Below are 24,935 nucleotides of genomic sequence, written 5' to 3'. Positions count from 1 at the left end.
GGCGCCCGCGCCAGCCAAGGCGGCGCGGGCGCGGTCGGTCAGATCTTGACGTTGGAGCGGATGTTCCAGCCGTACTTGATCGGGCCGCCTTCCTTGGTGCCGTCGGCTTTCTGCGGCTGATAGTCGACGGTGACCTTGGCGAAGTTCAGGGTCACGTGCTCGGTCAGGCGGTCGTCGCTGCCCGAGCCACCAGTGCTCAGCGAGCTGATGATGACTTCTTCAAGGTTGATGATCAGGTACTCGACCTGGCTCTCGCCCCCAGCCTTGCGCACGGTCAGCTTGACCTTGTCGATGTGCTTGCCGCTGGAGCAGTGGGCCATCAGGTTGGGGCTGGCCTTGTCGATGTACTTGGTGATCGACAGGTCCTGGATGTTGACCTTGCCCGAGCCGCCGCCGCTGCCCATGTGCATGTTGCCGGACTGGGACATGCCCCAGCTCCAGTTGAGCACGTCGATTTCGTCCTTGTGGGCCTTGTCGTGGGACTCGCCCTTGATGTCGCCGATCTTGATGAAAATATCTACAGCCATGGTGTCCTCGGTATTACGCGTCAGGTTGGCGGTTTGGTGCAGTTGGGGCTGCTGCGCAGCCCTTTCGCGACGCAAGGCCGCTCCTACAGAAGCTGCGTCGGTCTCTCACTCAACACACGACGTCGGCCCTCTGTGTAGGAGCGGCCTTGCGTCGCGAAAGGGCCGCGAAGCGGCCCCGAAGTCTGTCAGGCCCCTTTGGCCGAAGGCAGCTTCGATACCAGGCGCAGTGACACGGTCAGCCCTTCGAGCTGGTAGTGCGGGCGCAGGTAGAAGCGCGAGTTGTAGTAACCCGGGTTGCCTTCGACGTCCTCGACCACAACCTCGGCGGCTGCCAGGGGGTGCTGGGCCTTGGTGGTCTCGGTAGAGTGCGCCGGGTCGCCGTCGACGTAGTTGAGGATCCAGTCCTGCAGCCAGCGCTGCATCTCGTCCTTCTCCTTGAACGAGCCGATCTTGTCGCGAACGATGCACTTGAGGTAGTGAGCGAAGCGGCAGGTGGCGAACAGGTACGGCAGGCGCGCGGCCAGGTTGGCGTTGGCGGTGGCGTCCGGGTCGTCATACTCGGCCGGCTTCTGCAGCGACTGGGCACCAATGAAGGCAGCGAAGTCGGTGTTCTTCTTGTGCAACAGCGGCATGAACCCGTTCTTGGCCAGCTCCGCTTCGCGGCGGTCGGAAATGGCGATTTCGGTCGGGCACTTCATGTCCACGCCACCGTCGTCGGTGGGGAAGGTGTGCGCCGGCAGGCCCTGCACTTCGCCACCCGACTCCACGCCACGAATGCGCGAGCACCAGCCGTAGTACTTGAACGAGCGGTTGATGTTCACGGCCATGGCATAGGCGGCGTTGGCCCAGGTGTACTTGCTGCTGTCGGCGCCGTCGGTGTCTTCTTCGAAGGCAAATGCCTCGACCGGGTCGGTCTTGGCGCCATAAGGCAGACGCGCCAGGAAGCGCGGCATGGTCAGGCCGATGTAGCGCGAGTCTTCGGACTCACGCAGCGAGCGCCAGCCGGCGTATTCCGGGGTGGTGAAGATCTTGGTCAGGTCGCGCGGGTTGCTCAGCTCCTGCCAGGAGCCCATGCCCATCACGGTCGGCGAGGCGGCGGCAATGAACGGCGCGTGCATCGAGGCGCAGACCTTCGACATTTCGCCCAGCAGCTCGACGTCGGGTGGCGACTGGTCGAAGTAGTAGTCGCCGACCAGGCAGCCATAAGGTTCGCCGCCGAACTGGCCGTACTCTTCCTCGTACAGCTTCTTGAACACCGGGCTCTGGTCCCAGGCAGTGCCCTTGAATTTCTTCAAGGTCTTGTGCAGCTCGGTCTTCGAGACGTTGAGCACGCGGATCTTCAGCTGCTCGTCGCTCTCGGTGTTGTTGACCAGGTAGTGCAGGCCACGCCAGGCGCTTTCCAGCTGCTGGAAGTCGTTGTGATGGATGATCTGGTTGACCTGTGCGGTCAGCTTGGCGTCGATGGCGGCAATGATCTGCTCGATCGAGCCAATGGCATCGTTGGACACCAGGCTGGTCTGCGCCAGGGCCTGCTCGGCCAAGGTACGCACGGCGCTTTCGACCGCTTCCTTGGCACGTTCGGTCTTGGGCTTGAATTCCTGCAGCAGCAGGGCGGCGAACTCGCTCGGGTCCTGGGTGGCAGCGCCCGGCTGGGCCTGGGCGTCGCGCAATGGATCGTTCATGGGCTGTCTCCTCAGGCCTTGGGCTCGTTGTCGACGGGTTTCGGTGCACTGGCCAGGGCTTGCAGCAAGGCCGGGTCCTTGATGGCCTTGAGGATGATGTCCTCGGCACCGGTCTTGCCGTCCATGTAGGTCAGCAGGTTGGCCAATTGGGTGCGGGCCTCGAGCAGCTGGTTGAGGGCGTCGACCTTGCGCGCCACGGCGGCCGGGCTGAAGTCGTCCATGCTCTCGAAGGTGATGTCCAGGCTCAGGTTGCCTTCGCCGGTCAGTTCGTTGGGCACGTTGAAGGCCACGCGTGGCTTCATCGCCTTCAGGCGCGAGTCGAAGTTGTCGACGTCTATTTCCAGGAACTTGCGCTCGGCCACCGCTGGCAGCGGCTCGGCCGGCTTGCCGGCAAGGTCCGACAGCACGCCCATGACGAACGGCAACTGGACTTTCTTCTCGGCGCCGTAGAGCTCGACGTCATATTCGATCTGCACCCGCGGCGCACGGTTGCGCGCGATGAATTTCTGGGAGCTGTCTTTCGCCACGTTGTTCCTCCTGGTCGCCGGTACGGCGGCGCTGTTCGTTGCGGGCGTCGGTGTTGATGCGGGCCGAGGACGTCAGTTGTCTTCGGGGCCGCGCAGGTTCTCGAATTGCGACCAGCCATCGGGGATCAGGTCGCGCACAATAGTTGCGAAATCGGCATGGACCAGCTTCTTCGCCCGGTGCAGCAGTACCGGCAGCGGGCTTGATGGTTCGTGGCGGGCGTAGTACTGCAGCAGGCGGTCAAGGCTCTGCTGCACGTCTTCGCGGCTGTTGACTTCACCAGGGCGGGCAGCCGGCCGTGTGCCCGGGGCGGCACTGGCGGTCGCCTGCCGCTCGTCATCGCGCTCGGCAGCCGGCGTGTCATCGGCTTGCGGGGCTGGGCCCGCCCCGTCGGGGCAGTAGTCAGCCAGTACCTGCTGCACCTGGCGCAGCGGCTGGCGCAAGGCTGACAAATCGATACCGCTGGCCGACCCGACCTGGTCGTTGACCCGGCTCTCGATGGCGTCCACCGCCTCGCGGGCCAGCCGCAGCGCCTCTTGGCATTGCTGCAGCTGGTCGGCGTCGGCGTCACGCAGGGCGGCGGCCAGTTCCTCGGCGCTGAGCTGTTCGCTGGCGAAATGCTGCACGCCTGCGGCGTGCAGTGCCGCGCGCAGGGTGACCGGGCCAAAGGCACGGGAGCGCACCAGCACGGCGTCACGCAGCAGCGCGATGTTGGTGTCGCAGGCTAGGCCGGCCAGGGCGTTGACCCGTACCGTAGGGTCGTTGTCGTCGGCGGCGTCCAGTTGTGGGTGCAGGTGCAGCCAGTACTCGCCGAGCAGATCGCGGATCAGTTCCAGGCTGGCGGCAAGCCCTGGGAGGCCGTGCAGGGCCAGGTTGGCCTGAAGCAGGAAATGGGTGATGCGCAGGTCCTTGCTGCGTTGCAGCAAGGTCGTGCTTGCCTGCTCGATATCGCGCCACTGTGGTGGCTCGGCAGGCTGGACGGCGTCGCCCATGACGCGCTCGGGGCGGCCCTGGGCGTCACGCTCCAGTTGCAGAAACTCGGCGTCATATTCGAGGTCATCGCCGCAGGGAAAGTCAGCGGAAACAGCGGCGAGCAGCGGCGATGCGTTCACCAGAATTCGATCTCCATATCGGCCCTTGGTGAGGGCGTGTTGTTGTGCGAAGTTGCAAGTGTGAACTGGCGCACAAACTTTCCAAAGAGTGCCGGGGTGATATCATGGTGATATTATTTTGGCACTTCGAAGTTGCGCATTTATGGTTTATTTATTCGCGAGTGTCAAGGTAAGCTACGCGCCCCCGAGTGTCAGCTGTGAATTCGTTGGCAGTTACCGAGCACCACTCGTCCGATTCCATTCGGTTAGCCTCGGCATTAGCGTTGAATAGCCGTCGTACGGTCGGTTGTGTGCACGAAGCCCCCGTAAATCAAGGGGTACAGCTGTATTTGAGTGGTTGTGGGGAAACAACTCAAATGGATGGATCGATGTTTTAAATGGATGCATGGAGGCGTGATGGCACTTTGCCTAACTATCACTAGTTACCACAAGATTACTCCCGGGCAATGCCCGGAGATGCGGCTGGAAACCGGTGCCATCACGCTTGGCCGTGCGGCGGACAATGACTGGGTACTTCCTGACCCCGAGCGGTTGGTATCGGCCCGGCATTGTGTGATCCAGTTCAAGGAAGGGCGATATTTTTTGACCGATGACAGTACGAACGGTGTGGAATTAGTTCGTGCCGGTATTCGCTTGCGTCGCGGTAACAGTGAGCAGTTGCTGGATGGCGAAGTTATCCGTATTGGGGAATACGAGATACAGGCGCGCATCGACGCGAACCTGCCTGGCGCCCTGGAGGGCGAACCCCAGGTACACAGTTTCGAGGCGCTGATGGCCAACCAGGTGGCGGCCCCGGCCGTTCCCGCCCCGCCGATTTCCGGTGCGCCGGCTGCGTTCCTGCAAGGTGCGTCGAACCACGACACGCTGCCTGACCTGTTCGACTTCCTCGGCCCCTCGAGCGTGCCGCCGGTCAGCCAGCCCGACCATGTGCCGGCTCAGCAGCACGACTTCCGCCCGCCAACCCCGGTGGTGGCGCCTGCCCCGGCCGCCGAACCGGCTGCGCCGGGGATGATCCCGGAAGACTGGAACCTGTTCGGCTCGGCACCGGCACCGGCTCCGACCCCGACCCCGACTGCGCCGCCTGCGCCAGCCGTTCCTGCAGTGCCTGCACAGCCTGCTGCAAGCGAACCAGTCGCCGCACCTGCGCCAGCTGCAAGCAGCGATGCGTTGCTGCAGGCGTTCCTGCGCGGCGCCGGTATCGAGCACCTGCGCATCGACGCCGCCGACGCCGCCGCGCAAATGGAGGCCATCGGCCAGAGCTACCGCTTGATGGTGGAGGGCCTGATCGACGTGTTGCGTGCACGCAGCAGCCTGAAGGGCGAGTTCCGCATGCAGCAGACCACCATCGCCCCGGTGCAGAACAACCCGCTGAAGTTCGCCCCCAATGCCGACGAGGCGTTGCTGCTGTTGCTGCGTCACGGTAACCAGGCGTTCATGGCGCCGGACCAGGCCGTGCGCGAAAGCTTCGATGATGTGCGCGCCCACCAGCTGGCGGTGATGGCGGGCGTGCAGGCCGCAATCAAGCACCTGCTCGCGTGTTTCCAGCCGGCGCGCCTGGAGCAGCGCCTGGCACCTGCGGCGGGGCTGGCCAAGTTGTTCGGTGGCTCGCGCCAGGCCCACTGCTGGCAGCAGTTCACTGAGCTTTACGGGCAGATCTCCCGTGAAGCCGAAGACGATTTCCAGGAACTGTTCGGCCGCGAATTCAGCCGCGCCTACGAGGCCCACAGCAGCCGTTTGCAACGTAGTTGAGCGCACCCAGGAAGACCACGGTACGTCAAGAGGACAAGGATGAAAGCAATACGACTGGTCGCAGCCCTGAGCCTGGTGCTGCTGGCTGCCTGCAGCAAGGACACGCCGGTTGCCCCTGCTGCCGACAGTGCACCGGACAGCGCAGCCGTGACCCTGTATTTCAGTGCCGCCGAGGGGCTGAACCCGGGCCCTGGCGGCACGCCTGCGCCGGTACGGGTGCGCCTGTACGAGCTGAAGAACAGCGCCGCATTTGCCCGCGCCGACTACTTCGCCCTGGCCGAGCGCGCCCAGGCCACCCTCGGCGCCGACCTGATCGACCAGGACGAAGTGCTGTTGCAGCCCGGCGGCCAGTTGCGCCTGGAACGTCCGCTCGACCCTGCCACTCGCCACATCGGCCTGGTGGTCGGTTACCGCGAGATCGACCAGGCCCAGTGGCGCAGCGTGCTGCCGGTGCCGCCGCGGGACTATCAGATCAGCCTCGATGTGCGTGCCGTGCGCAGCGCCGTGGCCACCCCACAACCTGAACCTGCCCGCTAGGCAATCGGAGTCCCCATGTCCTGGAACAATCGCGTGGTGTGGTCGGAAGGCATGTTCATCACGACCCAGCATTTCCAACAGCATGATCGCTACCTCGAACACCTCGTCGACGCCCGCAACCGGCCGCTGAGCGTGGCCGCGTGGGGTTTCTCCGAGCTGCTGCTCGACCAGGGCCTGCTTGCCCAGGGCAAGGTGGCGATTCTCAGCGCCCGCGGCTTGCTGCCCGACGGCACGCCGTTCGACATCCCCCGCGACGACCTGCCACCTGCGCCGCTGGAAGTGCCCGACGATCTGCGCGATGGCGTTGTCCACCTGGGGCTGCCACTCAAGCGGGCGGGGGCCCGCGACACCGTCGACGAGGGCGAAGCCGTCGCTGGTGCCCGCTATGTCAGCCGTGTCAGCGAGGTGCGCGACGACAACGCGCCGTTCGAAAACCGTGCCCCGCTGGCCCTCGGCAGCCGCGCCCTGCGCCTGCTGCGCAGCGAGGACGGCCTGAGCGACTACGCCGCCCTTGGCATGCTGCGCATCCGCGAAAAGCGCGCCGACCGCGCACTGGTGGTGGATGACAGCTACATCCCGCCGGTACTCGACGTGGCGGCCAGCCAACAACTGTTCGGCTTCTGCGGCGAGCTGCTGGGCCTGCTGCACCAGCGTGGCGAAGCGCTGGCGGGCAGGGTGGTCGCCTCGGCCAATGGCGGGGCGTCGGAGATTGCCGACTTCATGCTGCTGCAACTGGTCAACCGCGCCCAGCCGCTGGTCGAACACCTCAACCAGCTGAGCCCGCTGCACCCCGAGCGGCTGTACAGCGAGCTGGTGGCCCTGGCTGGCGAGTTCGCCACCTTCACCCGCGATGGCCGCCGCCCGCACAGCTTCCCGGTGTATCAGCACGACGACCTGGCGGCGACCTTCGCGCCAGTGATGGCCGCCTTGCGCGAGGCCTTGTCAACGCTGATCGACAGCAAGGCGGTGGCCATTCCCATCGTCGAGAAGGCCTACGGCATCCACGTTGGCATGCTTGCCGACCGCAGCCTGCTCGACAGCGCCAGTTTCGTCCTGGTGGTGCGTGCCGATGTGCCCAGCGAGACGCTGCGTAGCCGCTTTGGCCAACAGAGCAAGATCGGCTCGGTGGAGCACATCCGCGACCTGGTCAACCTGCAACTGCCGGGCATCGGCCTGCTGCCGTTGCCGGTGGCGCCCCGGCAGATCCCGTTCCATGCCGGCTCCACCTACTTCGAGCTCGACCGGGGCAGCGAGCACTGGAAGCAGTTGCAACACTCCGGTGGCTTTGCCTTCTACGTCGCCGGCGAGTTCCCCGGCCTGAGCCTGGCCTTCTGGGCCATTCGAGGATAACCCGCGATGCACCCGGAAGATCCGCAGGCCAACGACCGTACCCAGTTCATGCCGCGCCCCGGTGGCCGCGCTGCCCCGCAACCCACCGCGCCAGCGCCGCAGCCGCCGCCGTTGCAGGTACCGGCCGAGCCCCTGGCGCCTGGCCAGGGCGTGGGTGTCAACCCGCTCGAGCAGGCGGCCGGGCCGTTGCTGGCCTTGCTTACCCGCCTGCGCAACACCATCGCTCATTCGGCGCCGGCCAGCCTGCGGGCGCAGTTGCTGGCCTATCTGCGCCAGTTCGAGACCCGTGCCGAAGCCGCCGGGGTGGTGCGCAACGAGGTGCTGCTGGCGCGCTATGCGCTGTGCACCGCGCTGGACGAGGCGGTGCTCAGCACGCCGTGGGGCAGTGCCAGCGACTGGAGCCGCCAGAGCTTGCTGATCACGGTGCACAACGAGGCCTGGGGCGGTGAGAAGGTGTTCCAGCTGATGGAGCATTGCCTGCAGAGCCCGCGCGAACGCCTCAACCTGCTGGAGCTGTTGTACCTGTGCACCAGCCTCGGCTTCGAGGGCCGCTACCGGGTCATGAACGATGGCCGCGCCCAGCTCGAAGCACTGCGCGAGCGTACCGCTGCGGCAATTCGCAGTGCCCGTGGCGAACGTGAGCGCGAACTCTCGCCACACTGGCGTGGGGTGGCTGTCAGCCGTGACCGCCTGGCCCAGTTCGTGCCGCCATGGGTGGGCCTGGCGGTGGCCGCGGCATTGCTGTTGCTGCTGTTGTTCGGCCTGCGCCTGAAGCTGGCCGCCGATGCCGAGCCGGTGTTCCGGGGTATCCACGCGCTGGGCGAAATCCCGGTACAAGCCATGGACCGCCCGGTGCTGCAGCCCAAGCCAGTGGAGCGCCCGCGCCTGGCCGGGTTCCTCGCCGATGACATCAAGGCCGGCCGGGTTTCCGTCGAAGACGCGGTCGACCGCTCGGTGGTGACCATTCGCGGTGACGAGCTGTTCGCCAGCGCCAGCGCCAGCATCAAGGGCGATTTCCAGCCGCTGATGCTGCGCATCGCCGAGGCAGTGGCCAAGGTCAAGGGCAATGTCCGGGTCACCGGGCACAGCGACAACCAGCGCATCGCGACGTTGCGCTTCCCGTCCAACTGGGCGTTGTCGCAAGCGCGCGCCGAAGAGGTCAAGGGCATCCTCGCCGCGCGCACCGGGCAACCCGAGCGCTTCAGCGCCCAAGGGCTGAGCGACACCGAGCCCCTGGCGTCGAACGACACCGCGCAGGGCCGGGCGAAGAATCGCCGGGTTGAAATCACCGTTCTGGCGGAGGGCGTCGAGTGAAGGCGTTTTTCAGTTTTGTCATTCGCTGGGTGATCCCGCTGCTGGGCCTGATCGCCCTGAGCCTGATCATCTGGTTCGTCGGGCCGTTGCTGGACATGCTGGCGTCGCCCACGCCACGCTGGCTGCTGATCGTCCTGCTGTTCGCCCTGTGGGGCGGCTACCGCGCCTGGCGCATCGTGCAGGCGCGCCGGCAGGCGGCCAAGGTCATGCAGAGCCTGGCCGCAGAAACCGCCCCGGACCCTGCCAGCGTGGCCACCACCGAAGAGCTGGCGGCGCTGCGCCAGCGCATGGACGAGGCCTTGGCCCTGTTGAAGAAGGCCCGTCTGGGCGGTGACGAGCGTCGCAACCTTTACGAGCTGCCGTGGTACGTGATCATCGGCCCGCCCGGCTCGGGCAAGACCACCGCGCTGGTCAACTCCGGCCTGCACTTCCCGCTGGCCGCGCAACTGGGCGAGGGCGCCATCCGCGGTGTGGGCGGCACGCGCAACTGCGACTGGTGGTTCACCGACCAGGCGGTGCTGCTCGACACTGCCGGCCGCTACACCACCCAGGACAGCCACGCCCAGGTCGACAAGGCGGCCTGGCTGGGCTTTCTCGACCTGCTCAAGACCCAGCGCTCGCGCCGCCCCATCGACGGTGCATTCATCGCCATCAGCCTGTCCGACCTGCTGCTGGGCAGCGACGCCGAGCGCGCCGCCCACGCCGCGGCGATCCGCGCGCGCATCCAGGAGCTGTACAGTCAGCTGGGCGTGCGCTTCCCGGTTTACCTGATGCTGACCAAGCTCGACCTGGTGCCGGGCTTCATGGAGTTCTTCGACAACCTGGGCAAGGACGAACGCGCCCAGGTGTGGGGCATGACCTTCCCGCTGGATACTCTCGAGCAGGGCGCTGACGGCCCGTTGGCGCAGTTCGACAACGAGTTCGCATTGCTCGAACGGCGGCTCGGCGAGCGCCTGGTCGAGCGCCTGCAACAGGAACGCGACCCGGCCCGACGCGACCTTGTCTATGGCTTCGTGCAACAGTTCGCCGCCCTGCGTGGCAACCTCAAGGCCTTCCTCGACGGCATCTTCAAGCCCAACGCCTTCGAGGCACGGGCGTTACTGCGTGGTGTGTACTTCACCAGCGGCACCCAGGAAGGCAGCCCCATCGACCGGCTGATCGGCAGCATGGCCCAGAGCATGGGCCTGGATCGTGCGCACCTGGCACGCCAGAGCGGTAGCGGGCGCAGCTATTTCATCGAGCGGTTGTTCACTGCCGTGGCCTTCGCCGAGCGCGGCCTGGTTGGCAGCAACCCCAAGGTGGAGCGGCGGCGCCGGTGGATCGCCCGTGGTGCGCTGGCCGTGAGCGTGGCGTTGGTGCTGCTGGTCGGGACCTTGTGGGCCCTCAGTTACCGGGCCAACCAGCAATACATCGCCGAAGTCGACAGCCGCCTTCAGCCACTGGGCAAAAGCGTGCAAGGCCTGAGCCCTGCGCAGCGCAACGTGGTCGACGTGCTGCCGCTGCTCAACGCCGTCCGCCACCTGGCGGACGACCCTCCCAGCTGGGCTGAGGGCCTGGGCCTGTACCAGGGCGACATGCTCGAAAGCGAATCGCAGAGCCTGTACCGCAAGCTGCTGATCGCCATTTTCGCCCCGCGCCTGGTCACCCGCATCGAGGAACAGCTGTATGCCGGGGGGCCATCCGATTACCTCTACGAAGGGCTCAAGGCCTACCTGATGCTGGCCGATGCCGAGCACTACGACCCAGACTTCATCAAGGCCTGGATCACCCTCGACTGGGAGCGCCAGTTACCCCGCGACCTTGCGCCCGACCTGCGCCAAGCCCTGGGGCAGCACCTGGCGGCGCTGTTCGAGAAACGTCCGCCGAACGCACGCCTGGACCAGCGCCTGATCGACGACACCCGTCGCCAGCTGCAGCAGTTGCCGGTGGCCCAGCGTGTTTACGACCGGGTCAAGCGCCAGAAGCTGCCAGGCGGGGTCGAAGACTTCCGCGTCAGCGACGCTGCCGGGCGTGATGCCGCCCTGGTGTTTCGCTTCAAGAGCGGCAAGCCGTTGAGCGAGCCGCTGCCGGGGCTGTTCACCGTGCAGGGCTACCGCCAGGCATTTCTCGTCGCCAGCCTGGCGCAGAGCACCACGCTGGCCGAAGAACGCTGGGTACTGGGCCGCGCGCCGGGCGAAGCGGGCGATGCCAAACGCCTGGCCGACGATGTGCAGCAACTCTACTACCAGGATTACATCCGCCACTGGGATGCCCTGCTCGACGACCTGGACGTCGTGCCTGTCACCAGCGTTGGCCAAGCCGCCGACGTGCTGCGGGTGCTGTCCGGGCCGACCTCGCCGATGAAGCAGCTGCTGCAGGCGGTGGCCCGTGAAACCAACCTGGCGCAGCCGACCACGCTCGACAAGGTCCAGGACAAGGCCGAGCAGGCCGGTGTCGACCAGCTGCGCCAGCGCCTTGGCGGGCTGCTCGGCGACGCGCCGCTGCCCGTCGACAGCCCCGCGGCCCGCACGCAGGACCCGGTGACCGCGCACTTCGCCGAGCTGGCCACGCTGGTCGGCAGCGGTGAAGGCCAGCCCGCCGCCATCGACGGCTTGCTCACCGACCTCAATGCGCTCTACGTGCAGGTCAGCGCCATGGTCGGTGCCAGCGGCGACGCCTTGCTCGGCGAGGCCAAGAACCAGGCCCAGGCTGCGGCGCAACGGGTAGCCCTGGGCGCGGCGCGCCAGCCCAGGGTGGTGCAGAACCTGGTCAGTTCGGTACTCGGCTCGACCCATGGCATCGTCATGGGCGGGGTGCGCAACCAGCTCAATGCCGCCTGGGCCAGCGAAGTGCTGAATGTCTACCGGCAGTCGCTCAGCGGCCGCTACCCGCTGGTGGCTGGCAGTTCGCGCGACGCCACCCTGGAAGACTTCGGCCAGTTCTTCGGGGTCGGTGGGGTGATGGACAACTACTTCCGCAAGTACCTGCAGCCCTACGTCAATACTTCCAGCACGCCCTGGAGCTGGCAGCCGGGCGCTGCGCAGAAGCTCGGGATCAGCGGCAATGTGCTGTACACCTTCCAGCGCGCGGCGACCATCCGCGATGCGTTCTTCCGCAGCGGTAACGGCCTGCAGCCAAGCGTGCGTTTCGAGCTCAAGCCGGTGGCGATGGACGCGAGCATCACCCAGTTCCTGCTTGATCTCGACGGCCAGCAAGTCAGCTACGACCACGGCCCGAGCCGCCCGGTGGCGTTGCAGTGGCCCAACCCGAACAGCATCGGCGTGGTTCGCCTGTCGATCGCGCCGCCATCGGCCAGCGGCCGTTCGGGGCTGACCGTGGAAGGCCCATGGGCGTGGTTCCGCCTGCTCGACCAGGCCGACCTGGTGGCTGGCAGCTCGCCGGAACGTTTCAACCTGCGTTTGCGCGTGGATGGCGCCAGCGTGTCGTACGAGCTGCGTGCCAGCAGCGCCTTCAACCCGTTCCGCAGCCGAGTGGTCAGCGGTTTCAGCCTGCCGGAGCATCTGTGAACGACGTGGGTTTCTACGGAAAACTGGCCTGTCGCGGCGACTTCGTCAGCCGTGGCCTGCCGCAGACCTTCATCCAGCCCTGGGACCAGTGGCTGGCCGCCGGTATCCAGGCCAGCCAGCAGGCGCTTGGCGAGGCCTGGCTGCAGGCCTACCTGGTCAGCCCGTTGTGGCGCTTTGCCCTGGCGCCTGGGGTGTGTGGCCCGGACGCGGTGGTCGGCGTGCTGATGCCGAGCATCGACCGGGTGGGGCGGTATTTTCCGCTGAGCGTGGCGCAGGTGCTGGAGCCCGGGGTGGCGATCGCAGGCATCGTTGGTGGGGCCGATGAGTGGTTCGAAGGTGTCGAGGCGGCGTTGCTGGGCACGCTTGAAGCGGATGCGGCTTTCGAGCATTTCGAGGCAGCCTTGCAGCCTTTCGACCAACCCCGGCCGCTGCTGCAGGGGCCACGTCTAGCCGTGGGCGGGTTGCAGCGGCTCGACGGCAGCACGCCGCAGGGCAGGGCGTTGGCCCTGGCCGAATGTGCCTGCGAAGGCATGAGCCTGTGGTGGGGCCTGGGCAGCGAGCGGATCGCACCTGGCCTGCTGCGTAGCCAGGGCCTGCCGCGCAGCGAGCAGTTCGCCGCGTTCCTGCTGGGCAGCGAGGCGAGTCCAGCATGAGCCGCGTGCACTACAGCGCGGCCAGCTACAGCCATGTAGGCATGGTCCGCAAGATCAACGAAGACGCCTGCCTGGAGCTGACCTGGGATGGCCTGTGGGCCGTTGCCGACGGCATGGGTGGGCATGCCGCCGGGGACTATGTGAGCAGCCTGGCCGTGGACAGCCTGCGCCAGTTGCCGCTCATCGATGGGTTGGAGGATTTCACCCAGGCCCTGCGCGACACCTTGGCCCAGGTCAACAGCGCCGTACGCGAGGAGACCTTGCGCCGGGGCGTGGCGATGATGGGCAGCACGGTGGTGGTCCTGGCCGCACGCGGCGACCGGGCGGTAGGCCTGTGGGCTGGTGACAGCCGCCTGTATCGGCTGCGCGATGGCCGTATCGAGCGCCTGTCGCATGACCACAGCTATGTCCAGGAACTGCAGGACAGCGGCCTGCTCAACGAGGCCGAAGCGCGCGTACACCCGCGCGGCAACATCGTTACCCGCGCCATCGGCGTCGAGGACCAGCTCGAACTCCAGGCGGTGGATGTGCAGGTACAGCCGGGCGACACCTACCTGCTGTGCAGCGACGGCTTGAACAAGACCGCCGAAGACCACGAGATCGCCGACGTGCTCGGCCACGCCGACCCCTATCAGGTGGTCCGCAGCCTGGTACACCTGGGGCTGACCCGTGGCGCCCCTGACAACATCACCGCCGTGGTGGTGAAGGCGAAATGAAGAGCACCCCGAACATGCAGATTCCCGGATTCGACATCGACAGCGAGATTGGCCAGGGCGCCATGGCCAGCGTCTACCTGGCCACCCAGCGCTCGCTGCAGCGCAAGGTGGCGCTGAAGGTGATGGCCGCGAGCCTTGCCGCCGACCCTACCTTCTGCGAGCGCTTCCTGCGCGAAGGGCGCACCCTGGCGCGGCTGGCGCACCCGCACATCGCCACCATCCATGACATCGGCAACGTCGGCGAGCTGTACTACATGGCCATGGAGTACCTGCCCAGCGGCACCCTCAAGGAGCGCATCGCCGCCGGGCTTGCACCCGAGCAGGGCTTGCTGTACGTGCGGCAGATCGCCCAGGCGCTGGGTTATGCCCACGGCCAGGGGTTGGTGCACCGCGACGTGAAACCGGCCAACATCCTGTTCCGCGCCGACGGCACGGCGGTGCTCTCGGACTTTGGCATCGCCAAGTCGCTGGATGACCGCACCCAGTTCACCCAGGCTGGCTTCGCCGTCGGCACCCCGAGCTACATGAGCCCGGAGCAGGCGCGGGGCATGGACATCGACGGCCGCGCCGACCTGTATGCGCTTGGGGTGGTGCTGTACGAGATCCTTGTCGGCGAGCTGCCCTACCGTGGCACCGATGCGTTGTCGACCGCACTGGCCCACCTGACCGAGCCACTACCGGAGCTGCCCATCGAGCACGGGCGCTACCAGGACATCCTGCGCGGGCTGCTGGCCAAGGACCCTGATCAACGCTTCGCCGATGCCGACGCGTTGCTGGCCGCACTCGATCGCTTGCCTGCCGATGACCAGGACAGCACAGTGATCCGGCCGTTGCCGGTCGCGATGCCGGGCAAGGCAGACCTTGGCGGCTTGACGCCAATGTCCATCGATATTCCGCAGGCCACGGCCGAGCCGGTCGCCTCACCCGCGCCTGCCAAGGAGCCGTCCCGGCCCAGGCCCGCTGCGCCGCCGAAACCAGCCTCGGGCATGCCGGCCAAGGCCATGCTGGCCGTGGCCATAGCCGCGGCGCTGGGCCTGGGCGCGACCTTGTTCTGGTTGCGCAGTGGCAGCGACCAACCGGACGTGCAGCCACCCGTGGCGCAAACCGCGAGCGAACCGCTGACGCCAACCGCTCCACCGCCAGCGGCCAGCGAAGACGGCCGGCCTTTGTTGATGCCGGGCAAGAAAACCCTGTTCCAACGCGTGCTGAGCAAGCCCGAAGCGCAACTGCGCGCACGGCCCGGTGACAGCGCCGGTGAACCGCTGCCGGCGTTCTCGGTGCTGTACGTGTACCAGCGCAAGGATATCGACGGCCAGCCATGGCTGGAAGTTGGCGCCTCCAGCAGCGGCCAGCGCGACGGCTGGTTGCCTGCGGCACAAACCAGCGACTGGAAGCAAAGCCTGGTGCTGAAGTTTACCGAGCGTTCCGGCCGTTCACCGGTGATGTTCATGCGCCAGGCCGATGACCTGCAGCAACTGCTCGACGACACCGGCAGGGCCCGCGCCGACCTGCTCAAGGCGCAGAACGAGCCCGACCAGGTGCCCCAGGTGCTGGCCCTGGAGCCAGCCGCCAGCGCGGTGCCGCAGAACCAGTTCTACCTGATGCCGATCTTCGACTACCGCGAAAGCTTCGGCGCCGACGGCCAGCCGGTGCAGTTGCTCAACGTCGCCTCCATCGACCCCGGCAGCAGCGTTCGCAGCCAGGCGGCCACGGCTGCCGGTGCGGCCGTGGCAACGGACAACCGCTTCCGTACCGGCATCGTCCTGGTGGTCGACACGTCGGTGTCGATGCAACCCTACATCGACCGCGTGCGCCAGGTGGTCAGCGAACTGCAGGCGCAACTGGCTGCACGGGGCGAGCTGGGCAATGTCAGCTTCGGCCTGGTGGGCTTTCGCAACAGCGTCAAGCGCACCCCGGGCCTGGACTACCTGAGCAAGACCCTGGTCAGCCTGGAGGAGGGCCGCGACCCGGCGCGCTTCCTCAAGGCTGCCGCGCAGGTCAAGGCCACCAGCGTCTCCAGCCATTCGTTCAACGAAGATGCCTTTGCCGGCGTGATGCAGGCCGTGGAGGGCATGGACTGGTCGGGCTATGGCGGGCGCATCGTCCTGCTGGTCAGCGATGCCGGTGCCCTGCGCAAGAACGACCCCTACAGCAGCACACAGATGAACGAGGCCGAGGTTCGCCAGGCTGCGTTGAGCAAGCAGATCAGGATCTACGCCCTGCACCTGCGCACCCCGGCCGGTGCGAAAAACCATGGCGCTGCCGAAAGCCAGTACCGCGTGCTTACCGCCGACAGCAACCCGCAGATCGGTGACCTGTACGTGGCTGTGCCGGGCGGCGATGTGGGCGCCTTTGGCGAGCGCGTGCGCGAGATCGGCTCGACGTTCGCCGAACTGGTGCACCAGGTGCGTGAACAGCAGCCGCAGCCGTTGCCCCAGTTGGGCTCGGGCGCGAGCCTGGCGGCGAAGTCCCAGGCGATCGGTTATGCCATGCACATGGACTTCCTCGGCCGTAACGGCGCCAGCCAGGCGCCGCAACTGGTCAGCGCCTGGGCCGCCGACCATGACCTGGCCAACCCGGCGTTGCCGAGCCTGCAGGTGTGCGTGATGCTGACCAAGCTGCAGCTCAATGACCTGCAGCAGTCGCTGAAGCTGATCGTCGATGCCGCGCGCAAGACCCGCAGTTCACCGGGTGATTTCTTCAACGAGATCGCCAGCGCGAGTGCCTACATGAGCCGCGATCCGGGTGCCCTGCGCAAGGGCGCAAACCTGGCCCAGGGCGGGGTACTGGGCGAATACCTCGAAGGCCTGCCATACCGCAGCAAGTCCCTGAGCATGACCGAGGACCTGTGGCTGTCGCTGTCGGTGGCCGAACAGGAGGATTTCATCGACGAGCTGGACTCGAAGATCCGCCTGTACGAAACCTTCCACAACGACATGGCCAACTGGGTGCGCTTCGGCAAGGCCGAGCCGGGCGATGCCCTGTACCGTGTTCCGCTGTCGACGCTGCCGTGATGATCAGCCTGCACGCGGTGCACAAGACGCGCGGCCAGGGTGCCCAGCGCTACAGCCTGCAGATCGACCGGCTGCAGTTGGCGGCAGGGGCACGGGTGGCCCTGGTCGGCCCCAGCGGCTGCGGCAAGAGTACCTTGCTCGACCTGCTGGCGCTGGTGCTGGCGCCGGATGCCGCCGAGGGCTTCGTCTTCGCCGGCACCGATGTGGCTGGCCTGTGGCGCCAGCGCCGCCTCGACCAGTTGGCGGCGCTGCGCAGCCGCCAGCTGGGCTATGTGCTGCAGGCCGGCGGATTGCTCGGTTTCCTCGATGTGCGCGGCAATATCCGCCTGCCACGGCAGCTGTTGGGGCTGGGCGAGGATGGCAGCGTCGAACGCCTGGCCGAGGCGCTGGATGTGCATGACCAGCTGGCCAAGAAACCTGCCGCGTTGTCGCTGGGGCAACGTCAGCGGGTCAGCTGCGCCCGGGCCCTGGCGCATGCGCCGGCATTGTTGCTGGCCGACGAGCCTACCGCAGCGCTGGACCCGGTGAGCGCCGAGCGGGTCATGCAGTTGCTGCTGCGTGAAGCACAGGCGCGCCAGGTGACCTGCGTGCTCGCCACCCATGACGAAGCGCTGGCGCGCCGGGCCGGGTTGAGCGTGCTGCGCATGGCCTGCCGACGCGATGCCGACGGCGGCGTCACCGCCACCTTGGCGCAGGCCGTCTGATGCGCCCGTGGCTGATCGCCGGCCTGGCCTGGCAGGACTACCGCAACGATGCGCGGCTGTCGGCGTGCAGCGTGCTGGCGCTGGTCGCGGTGATCGCGCCGTTGCTGGTGCTGTTCGGTCTCAAGTTCGGCCTGGTCGGCAGCCTGACCGAGCGGCTGCAACGCGACCCGAGCGTACGCGAGATCATTCCCTTGGGCGGTGGCCGTTTCCGCGCCGATTTCATCGATGCCCTGGGGCAGCGACCGGACGTCGCCTTCGCCATCGCGCGGACCCGGCAGATCGCCGCCACTGCAGAGCTGCTGCTGCCTGCCAAGGGGCGTGCGGTAACCGTCGAGATGCTGCCGACCGCTGCCGGTGACCCCTTGTTGCAACAGGTGCCGCCGCCGCAGGGCCTGCAGCAGGTGGTACTGAGCTTTACCGCTGCCGAGAAGCTCGGTGCCGCTGCCGGTGATGAGCTACAGGCCAGCTTCAGCCGGCAGCAGGCCGGCCAGATGCAATGGCGCCAGACGCGCCTGCAGGTAGCTGCCGTGCTGCCGTTGGCGGCGTTCGAGCGCGATGGCCTGTTTGCTTCCCTGGCCCTGCTCGAAGCGGTCGAGGACTACCGCGACGGGCGCGGCGTGCCGGCGCTGGGCTGGCCGGGGGAGGCCGCAGGCAATGATGCGCAGCGGATATACCCGGCGTTTCGCCTGTATGCCCGTGGGCTGGCTGATGTCGAGACGCTGCGCGCCTACTTTGCCGAACGCAAGTGGCTGGTATCGACCCAGGCAGCGCAGATCGCCCAGGTGCAGGCCCTGAGCCGCAACCTTGACCTGGTGTTCTGGATCATCACCAGCCTGGCCGTGGCCGGTGCCGTGGCAGCCATCGCCGCTGGCGCGGTGGCGGCGGTACAGCGCAAGCAGCGTGAGCTGGCGGTGCTGCGCCTGCTGGGGTTCGGCACGGCCGCGCTGCTGCTGTTCGTGGTGTTGCAGGCGCTGTACAGCGGCGTGCTGGCGGCCGCAGTTGCCGGCGGCCTGTACCTGCTGGCCGAGCAGGGCCTCAACCGGATCTTCACGCAGGTGCCAGGCGAATACGCCAGCCATCTGTTGCCCATGCATTACTTCGTTGCGTTGTCTGCGGTGCTGCTGGCCAGCACAGCCGCTGCTGCCCTGGGTGGCTGGCGGGTGGCGCGCATCGATGCCAGTCAAGGAATCCGTGATGTCTGAACTTCGTCTCGGGGCTACGGCCCTGCTTCTGACCACGCTGGGCCTGGCGGCCTGTTCGCCGGGTACCGACGAGCCGCCTGCCAATTCGGCCAAGCCGGCCAACGCCGCTGCCGCCAGCACCCCGGCACAGCCGGTCGACACCAGCAAGCTGGACAACCCCAAGCCCTTGCCGGGCGACGTCAGCCTGCCGCTGCCATGCGGCGGCGAACTGGTACTGCGCAGCGTCTACGTGCTGGCCCAGGGTAGCCTGGACGACCGCGAGGTCAACCTCGGCTACCCGTTCAGCGAGGGCGAGGCCGGCTACCAGCAGTCGTTCATTTCCGGTTATCGGCGTGACTTCATCAATGGCCAGTTCAGCCTCCAGGACCTTTCGCCCGCCTGGCAGAAGGCTGTCGCCCCCAACCTGCCCGTACTCGACCAGGCTGGCCCGCTCAAGCCGATGATGTATTTCATCGGCAAGTACGAGGTCAGCGCCCGGCAGTATGCCCAGGTGATGGCTCAGGCCCAGTCGCTGGCCAGCGGCGAGGCGGCGCCGGCCTGTCAGCCCGATACCACGGCGGCGGGGCGCCTGCCCAAGGTCAAGCTGTCGCGCTTCGAGGCCGAGCGCTTTGCCGCGGTCTACAGTGCCTGGCTGCTCAAGCATCACCGTGACCTGCTGCCGGTCAGTGGCCGGGGCAGCAAAGCTGAGGACGGCGGGGTCGGTTTTGTGCGCCTGCCCACCGAAGTGGAGTGGGAATTCGCTGCCCGTGGCGGCTCTGCGGTAAGCCGCCAGGAACTGGAAGGGCGGCTGTTCCCGCGCAAGGTCCAGGGTAGTGACAGCGACGGGCCGCTTGGCGACTGGGCAGTGTTCAACCAGGTGGCTGGCGGCACCGGGCAGGCCGCACGCCTGATGCCGATCGGTACCCGGCTGCCGAACCCGCTGGGGCTGTTCGATGTGATCGGCAATGCCGCCGAAATGGTTCAGGAGTCGTTCCAGCTGGTGCATGCCGGCCGCTTGCAAGGCGCCTATGGCGGCTTCGTGGTCAAGGGCGGCAACTACCTGGAAGGCGAGGGCACGCTGTTTACCGGCATGCGCCGCGAGTACCCGCTGTTCGGCGCTGACGGTACCGAACAGCGCAACGAGACCACGGGCTTCCGGGTGGCCATCGGCGCCTTGTCGGCACCCCGTTCGCGTTACCAGGAACTGTTCGAGCAGTGGCAAAAGGAAGGGCGCCTGGCCAGCCTGACCGACGATATTGATGCCGTGCAGGACCCGACCAAGCGCCTGGACAGCATCATCGCCGCCACCGCCGACCCGCGCCAGCAGGCCGAGCTGGGGCTGGTCAACGAAGAACTCAAGCGCAGCGTTTCGCTGATCGGCCGCCAGCGCGAAGAGGCTGCCGGCAACCTGATCCAGTCTGCCGCGCTGGTGGCCGAGACCATCAACAACTACAACATTCGCCTGACCAACCTGCGCAACACCCAGGCCGAGGCCAAGGCGCGTGGCGACCAGACCACCGTGAGCATGTACGCCGCAGCCATCGCCAACGGCCGCGCCGCCCTCGATGGCGCCGTGGCGATCTACATCGACAACCTGGCCAGTGGTACGCGCTACACCGATGCGGTGATCCAGGCGCAGTTCCAGCGGGTCAAGGAAGAACTCAACCGCAAGCCGGTCCTGGGCAAGAGCCTGGTAAGCCGCGCGACCCTGTTCGTTCGCCATGTTGGGGAGTACCGCCAGAACCGGCGGGCCGACCCGGCAACGATCCTCAAGGAGCTCCTGGCATCGGCCGCCGCGCGGCCTTCGTAGTGGCTTCTGCCTGACGCAACCGCGGGGTGGCATGAAGCCCCCCGTTTTAACCACCCACGTGAGAAAGTGACATGTTCAAGACCATCTTCACGGCTACCCATGCCCGTTCCGCCCTGCTGCTCGCCGCCGGTTTCAGCACTGTTCTGCTGGCAGGCTGCTCCAGCTCTCCGGTGTCCAAGGTTGGTGCCACGACCAAGGTCGAGTACTACCCGAGCTGCTACGAGCCCGTGCAGCACCTGCGCTCCACCGACGGTGACATGACCCGCTCGGTTGCCACAGGCGCCGTCATCGGGGCCCTCGGCGGTGCCTTGACCGGCGCCCTGGTCGACGGTGACAACCGCGGCCGTAACGCTGCCATCGGTGCGGCGGGTGGTGCCTTGGTGGGCGGTGCGGCCGGTTACTACACCGAGCGCCAGAAGCAGATCAGTGACGACAAGCAGCGCATTGCCTCGTACGCCACCGACATCGACAAGAGCGCTGCCGACCTGGACCGCACCACGGCCTATGCCAAGGCTTCGCAAAGCTGCTACCAGCGTGAGTTCACCAGCCTGATCGACGGCCGCAAGGCCAACCGCATCAACGACACCGAAGGGCGCAAGCGCCTGGCCGAGATCGTCTCGGGCCTGCAGGAGTCGAACAAGCTGCTGGCCACCGTCAACGGCCGCGTTGCGGAAAACCTCGACAACTACACCCAGGCCTACGAGCAGGACCTCAAGCAGGTTGGTGTGGCTCGTACCGATGTGGCAACCGTGGCTGAGCCGCCAAAGACCACCACTGGCAAGAAGAAGACCCAGGCCGTCAAGGTGAACACGAACGTGCCGCAAGAGGCGGTCGCCACCGAGAAGACCCTGCAGAAGGCCACTACCAAGAAAGCCGAGGCCCAGCAGGTGGCCAATGCTGGCGTCGACCAGGTCAACAAGATGTGCCGCAGCCCCGACATGGGTGACTGGGCGCCGGTGCCTTGCCCGAACGTGTAACCCACGCTCCGTTGCGCTCGCGCCGGTGCACGTGCAGCCCCTGGCAGGTCGCCTGACCTGCACGGGGCGTGCGTGGGCCGGCGCAGCGGCTTTTCGAATCAAGGAGAGTTGTCGTGACTGATCTGATGTCCGGCGCCCTGGGCGGCTACCGGCAGCAAATGGCGCGTCAGCGGCTGTTGTTGACCGTCGACCAGCAGAAGCTGTTCAGGGCCATCGATGCCGACCCGGGTATCGTGGGTGCTGGTGTTGTCTATATCGATGCCGAGTACAACGTGATCGTGCTTCGCGAATTCAAGCCTATCTGCAGCATTGCGCCCAAGCGTGTGATTCTGCAGGAGGCAGCACCTTACAAGTCACCTGAACAGTTCATGACCCAGCTGCAAACCGGCGCGCGTGAGCGCAAGGTGATGGCAGAGGCCGTGAACGCCAGTTTGGGTTGCCTCTCGGCCTATCTTGGTTGGGTCGTCATGTTCAGTGGCACCATTGCCGTACCGTTCACTGGCGGCGCCAGCATGGTGTTGACGGCGGTCGGTTATGCCGCCGCGGCTGCGGGTACCGGGCAGTGCATGATGGGCGGGTACCGAGTGTTCAACGAAGTGTTCGACCCAGGGCAGAACGACTGGCTCGACAGTAACGACACGGTCCAGACCGTGATGAGCATACTGGACGGCGTCGCGCTGGCAGGTGTGGGCGCATCGAGCCTGAACACCGTGCGGTTCCTGCAGGCTCGCAAAGCGGCTACCGGCAAGGGCTGGAGGGAGCTGTTCCATAGCCTGTCGCGGCAGCAACGCAAGGCGCTGGCCGAGGAGCTTCTGCTCATCAAGCATCCGTCGCTCACTGCCAAGCAGCTCAAGCTGAAGCAAGCGGCGGGTACTGCGATCAAACGTTTTACCCCTACCGAAATTCAGCATGCCACGCGTACCTTGATCAAAGACTCGATAGGCGGCTTGTCGGGCTTTGGCAGCAGTAGCTTCGTGCAATCGGTTGCCGTTGGGCTTTACGAGGAGATTACCGAGTGACCCGTGACCAGGAGCTGCAAACGTTTCTTTCCCGTTATTTCGGCGTGTTCATTGCCGAGTTTTTCTTTTCCTGCATGGCGCTGGGCGGCACCGTCTCGCTGGTGTTTTCCACCTATATGCGCAGCTCAGACCCTGAACTCTCGGTGATGGTGCTGGCGGCAGCCGGTGTACTGAGCGTCGCCTCGCATATCGCCATGGTGCGTGGCTTTGCCTGGGGCGTGCGCGGTGTGATCGGCATCCTCGTGGTTGCCTTGCTCGCCGCATTGCCCAGCTACGGTTATCGCCCGCACATGGGGGCGTACATTTCCGTCCTGGTGTTCGGTTTGCTGGCTCTGCTGATTATCAACAGCCAGCGTTACCGCGAGATGCGCGTGCGCCTGGTGGAGTATCGGGGCATCCGTAAATTCAACCGTCGCGCGGCCAAAACCTCTAAATGACACCTTTCTCTGATGTAACGAGGGGATCGGGATGAATCTGCGCCGAAAGCGTACCTGGCTCGGTGGTTTGCTATTGCCCTTGCTCGTTGCTTGCAATGGCCATAAGGTCGAGCGTGTCGTGGTCTATGAGAATAACGTCCATCACTGGCGCATCGAGCACGTGGTGGAGCAGAACTGGCCGGTGGGGCCTCGCCAGTATTATCAGGTGTTTCTCAAGGACCGCCTGCTGATCCTGCCTGCCAATGTGTTCAACGACGAGCGCGACATTAGTGAGTTCGTTGCTGCGGGCGGTTTCGACATCAGCAACTGGCGCAACGACACGATCATCGTGGCGTTCGAGAACGTGCAAAAGCGCGAAGGTGGCAACGAGCATTTTGTCCGCTCGCTGATGATCACCCCGGAGTACAAGGAAGGGGAGGTGATACTGAGCGACATGGCGAGCCATATGCAGATCGTGGTGCAGCGGGTGGAGCCGGTTGGGGAGGGGAAGTAGCAGGGCAGTGGTGTTGTAGGCAAGCAAATGAACTAGCTGTGGATGTCACCGGCATTTGTGGGAGCGGGCAAGCCCGCGAAGCAGGCGACGCGGTGCATGGCACCGGCTGCGCCGGTGTTCGCGGCCACGGCCGCTCCCACAGGTACTCCGTGATCTCGAAGCCAGCGCAGTACCTGTGGGAGCGGGCAAGCCCGCGAAGCAGGCGGCGCGGTGCATGGCACCGGCTGCGCCGGTGTTCGCGGCTAAAGCCGCTCCCACAGGTACAGCGTTAACCCGAGCCAGCGCAGTACCTGTGGAAGCGGGCGACGCGGTGCATGGCACCGGCTGCGCCGGTGTTCGCGGCCACGGCCGCTCCCACAGGTACAGCGTGATCCCGAAGCCAACGCAGTACCTGTGGGAGCGGGCAAGCCCGCGAAGTAGGCGACGCGGTGCATGGCACCGGCTGCGCCGGTGTTCGCGGCCACGGCCGCTCCCACAGGTACAGCGTGATCCCGAAGCCCGCGCAGTACCTGTGGGAGCGGGCAAGCCCGCGAAGCAGGCACCTCGGTGTATGGCACCGGCTGCGCCGGTGTTCGCGGCCACGGCCGCTCCCACAGGTACAGCGTGATCCCGAAGCCCGCGCAGTACCTGTGGGAGCGGGCAAGCCCGCGAAGCAGGCACCTCGGTGCATGGCACCGGCTGCGCCGGTGTTCGCGGCCACGGCCGCTCCCACAGGTACAGCGTGATCCCGAAGCCCGCGCAGTACCTGTGGGAGCGGGCAAGCCCGCGAAGCAGGCACCTCGGTGCATGGCACCGGCTGCGCCGGTGTTCGCGGCCACGGCCGCTCCCACAGGTACAGCGTGATCCCGAAGCCCGCGCAGTACCTGTGGGAGCGGGCAAGCCCGCGAAGCAGGCACCTCGGTGCATGGCACCGGCTGTGCCGGTGTTCGCGGCCACGGCCGCTCCCACAGGTACAGCGTGATCCCGAAGCCCGCGCAGTACCTGTGGGAGCGGGTTCACCCGCGAAGCAGGCGCCTCGGTGCATGGCACCGGCTGCGCCGGTGTTCGCGGCCACGGCCGCTCCCACAGGTACTGCGTGATCCCGAAGCCAGCGCAGTACCTGTGGGAGCGGGCAAGCCCGCGAAGCAGGCGACGCGGTGTATGGCACCGGCTGCGCCGGTGTTCGCGGCCACGGCCGCTCCCACAGGTACTGCGTGATCCCGAAGCCAGCGCAGTACCTGTGGGAGCGGGCGAGCCCGCGAAGCAGGCGACGCGGTGGATGGCACCGGCTGCGCCGGTGTTCGCGGCTAAAGCCGCTCCTACAGTTACAGCGTTAACCTGAAGCCAGCGCAGTACCTGTGGGAGCGGGCAAGCCCGCGAAGCAGGCGACGCGGTGTATGGCACCGGCTGCGCCGGTGTTCGCGGCCACGGCCGCTCCCACAGGTGCAGCGCGAGCCCGAAGCCAGCGCAGTACCTGTGGGAGTGGGCAAGCCCGCGAAGCAGGCGACGCGGTGCATGGCACCGGCTGCGCCGGTGTTCGCGGCTAAAGCCGCTTGTATGGTGATACTCGAAGGGGTGGTGGGACGAAAAAGCCGAATCTGACTGTTCACAGCAGTACAGACCGTGGGAGAACTCGCCCCACCCCTTCAC

The 24,935-nt window shown here is 66.5% G+C and carries 19 protein-coding genes; 15 read left to right on the top strand and 4 right to left on the bottom strand.

The features are described 5' to 3' along the window. Window positions 1-38: 38 nt before the first annotated feature. The 4 genes from CAG22_RS25040 to tssA form a co-directional block, all read right to left on the bottom strand. The gene (locus tag CAG22_RS25040; RefSeq protein WP_025340316.1) at window positions 39-527 is read right to left on the bottom strand and encodes a type VI secretion system tube protein Hcp; all 489 of its coding nucleotides are present in this window, start codon (window positions 525-527) and stop codon (window positions 39-41) included. Window positions 528-712: 185 nt separating this feature from the next. Further along, complete coding sequence (tssC, locus tag CAG22_RS25035) at window positions 713-2,209, bottom strand: type VI secretion system contractile sheath large subunit (protein WP_085706379.1); 1,497 nt, start codon at window positions 2,207-2,209, stop codon at window positions 713-715. 11 nt (window positions 2,210-2,220) lie between these two features. Next, window positions 2,221-2,736, bottom strand: coding sequence for a type VI secretion system contractile sheath small subunit (gene tssB, locus CAG22_RS25030; RefSeq protein WP_025340314.1), 516 nt, complete (start codon window positions 2,734-2,736; stop codon window positions 2,221-2,223). A gap of 72 nt (window positions 2,737-2,808) precedes the next feature. Beyond that, complete coding sequence (gene tssA, locus CAG22_RS25025; RefSeq protein WP_085590758.1) at window positions 2,809-3,846, bottom strand: type VI secretion system protein TssA; 1,038 nt, start codon at window positions 3,844-3,846, stop codon at window positions 2,809-2,811. A 396-nt stretch (window positions 3,847-4,242) separates the two neighbouring features. On the opposite strand from tssA, the gene tagH reads away from it, so the two are divergent. The 15 genes from tagH (at window position 4,243) to CAG22_RS24950 (ending at window position 23,306) form a co-directional block, all read left to right on the top strand. Beyond that, window positions 4,243-5,595 (top strand): type VI secretion system-associated FHA domain protein TagH, encoded by a 1,353-nt coding sequence (gene tagH, locus CAG22_RS25020; protein ID WP_085706378.1) that lies wholly within the window; start codon window positions 4,243-4,245, stop codon window positions 5,593-5,595. Between the two features lie 39 nt (window positions 5,596-5,634). Next, on the top strand, window positions 5,635-6,132 hold the full coding sequence (gene tssJ, locus CAG22_RS25015; RefSeq protein ID WP_025340311.1) for a type VI secretion system lipoprotein TssJ: 498 nt from the start codon (window positions 5,635-5,637) through the stop codon (window positions 6,130-6,132). A 15-nt stretch (window positions 6,133-6,147) separates the two neighbouring features. After that, window positions 6,148-7,482, top strand: coding sequence for a type VI secretion system baseplate subunit TssK (gene tssK, locus CAG22_RS25010; RefSeq protein ID WP_085590753.1), 1,335 nt, complete (start codon window positions 6,148-6,150; stop codon window positions 7,480-7,482). Between the two features lie 6 nt (window positions 7,483-7,488). Then, complete coding sequence (locus tag CAG22_RS25005) at window positions 7,489-8,796, top strand: DotU family type VI secretion system protein (protein WP_085692538.1); 1,308 nt, start codon at window positions 7,489-7,491, stop codon at window positions 8,794-8,796. After that, the gene (gene tssM / locus CAG22_RS25000) at window positions 8,793-12,302 is read left to right on the top strand and encodes a type VI secretion system membrane subunit TssM (RefSeq protein ID WP_085590749.1); all 3,510 of its coding nucleotides are present in this window, start codon (window positions 8,793-8,795) and stop codon (window positions 12,300-12,302) included. Before CAG22_RS25005 ends, tssM begins: the two co-directional genes overlap by 4 nt. After that, complete coding sequence (gene tagF, locus CAG22_RS24995; RefSeq protein ID WP_025340307.1) at window positions 12,299-12,955, top strand: type VI secretion system-associated protein TagF; 657 nt, start codon at window positions 12,299-12,301, stop codon at window positions 12,953-12,955. The genes tssM and tagF overlap by 4 nt, the downstream gene beginning before the upstream one ends. Beyond that, the gene (locus CAG22_RS24990; RefSeq protein ID WP_085590745.1) at window positions 12,952-13,671 is read left to right on the top strand and encodes a PP2C family serine/threonine-protein phosphatase; all 720 of its coding nucleotides are present in this window, start codon (window positions 12,952-12,954) and stop codon (window positions 13,669-13,671) included. The genes tagF and CAG22_RS24990 overlap by 4 nt, the downstream gene beginning before the upstream one ends. Before the next feature lie 14 nt (window positions 13,672-13,685). Next, window positions 13,686-16,685 (top strand): serine/threonine-protein kinase, encoded by a 3,000-nt coding sequence (locus CAG22_RS24985; RefSeq protein WP_305880076.1) that lies wholly within the window; start codon window positions 13,686-13,688, stop codon window positions 16,683-16,685. Continuing rightward, complete coding sequence (locus CAG22_RS24980) at window positions 16,685-17,389, top strand: ATP-binding cassette domain-containing protein (protein WP_085692540.1); 705 nt, start codon at window positions 16,685-16,687, stop codon at window positions 17,387-17,389. Before CAG22_RS24985 ends, CAG22_RS24980 begins: the two co-directional genes overlap by 1 nt. Next, on the top strand, window positions 17,389-18,591 hold the full coding sequence (locus tag CAG22_RS24975; RefSeq protein WP_085706377.1) for an FtsX-like permease family protein: 1,203 nt from the start codon (window positions 17,389-17,391) through the stop codon (window positions 18,589-18,591). The genes CAG22_RS24980 and CAG22_RS24975 overlap by 1 nt, the downstream gene beginning before the upstream one ends. Then, window positions 18,584-20,380: an SUMF1/EgtB/PvdO family nonheme iron enzyme gene (locus tag CAG22_RS24970; protein ID WP_085590736.1), complete on the top strand. Its 1,797-nt coding sequence runs from the start codon at window positions 18,584-18,586 to the stop codon at window positions 20,378-20,380. The genes CAG22_RS24975 and CAG22_RS24970 overlap by 8 nt, the downstream gene beginning before the upstream one ends. Window positions 20,381-20,451: 71 nt before the next feature. After that, entirely contained in the window at window positions 20,452-21,357 is a 906-nt protein-coding gene (tagQ, locus tag CAG22_RS24965; protein WP_025340301.1) for a type VI secretion system-associated lipoprotein TagQ, read from the top strand. Between the two features lie 125 nt (window positions 21,358-21,482). Next, complete coding sequence (locus CAG22_RS24960; RefSeq protein ID WP_038408275.1) at window positions 21,483-22,376, top strand: hypothetical protein; 894 nt, start codon at window positions 21,483-21,485, stop codon at window positions 22,374-22,376. Further along, entirely contained in the window at window positions 22,373-22,813 is a 441-nt protein-coding gene (locus CAG22_RS24955) for a hypothetical protein (RefSeq protein ID WP_085706376.1), read from the top strand. Before CAG22_RS24960 ends, CAG22_RS24955 begins: the two co-directional genes overlap by 4 nt. 31 nt (window positions 22,814-22,844) lie before the next feature. Then, the gene (locus CAG22_RS24950) at window positions 22,845-23,306 is read left to right on the top strand and encodes a hypothetical protein (RefSeq protein WP_085619128.1); all 462 of its coding nucleotides are present in this window, start codon (window positions 22,845-22,847) and stop codon (window positions 23,304-23,306) included. The last annotated feature ends 1,629 nt before the right edge of the window (window positions 23,307-24,935 follow it).

The sequence above is a fragment of the Pseudomonas sp. B8(2017) genome, assembly GCF_002113575.1.
Classification (GTDB): domain Bacteria; phylum Pseudomonadota; class Gammaproteobacteria; order Pseudomonadales; family Pseudomonadaceae; genus Aquipseudomonas; species Aquipseudomonas putida_Z.
Note: the sequence above shows the minus strand (reverse complement) of the source record. Positions and strands in the feature narration are given on the sequence as shown.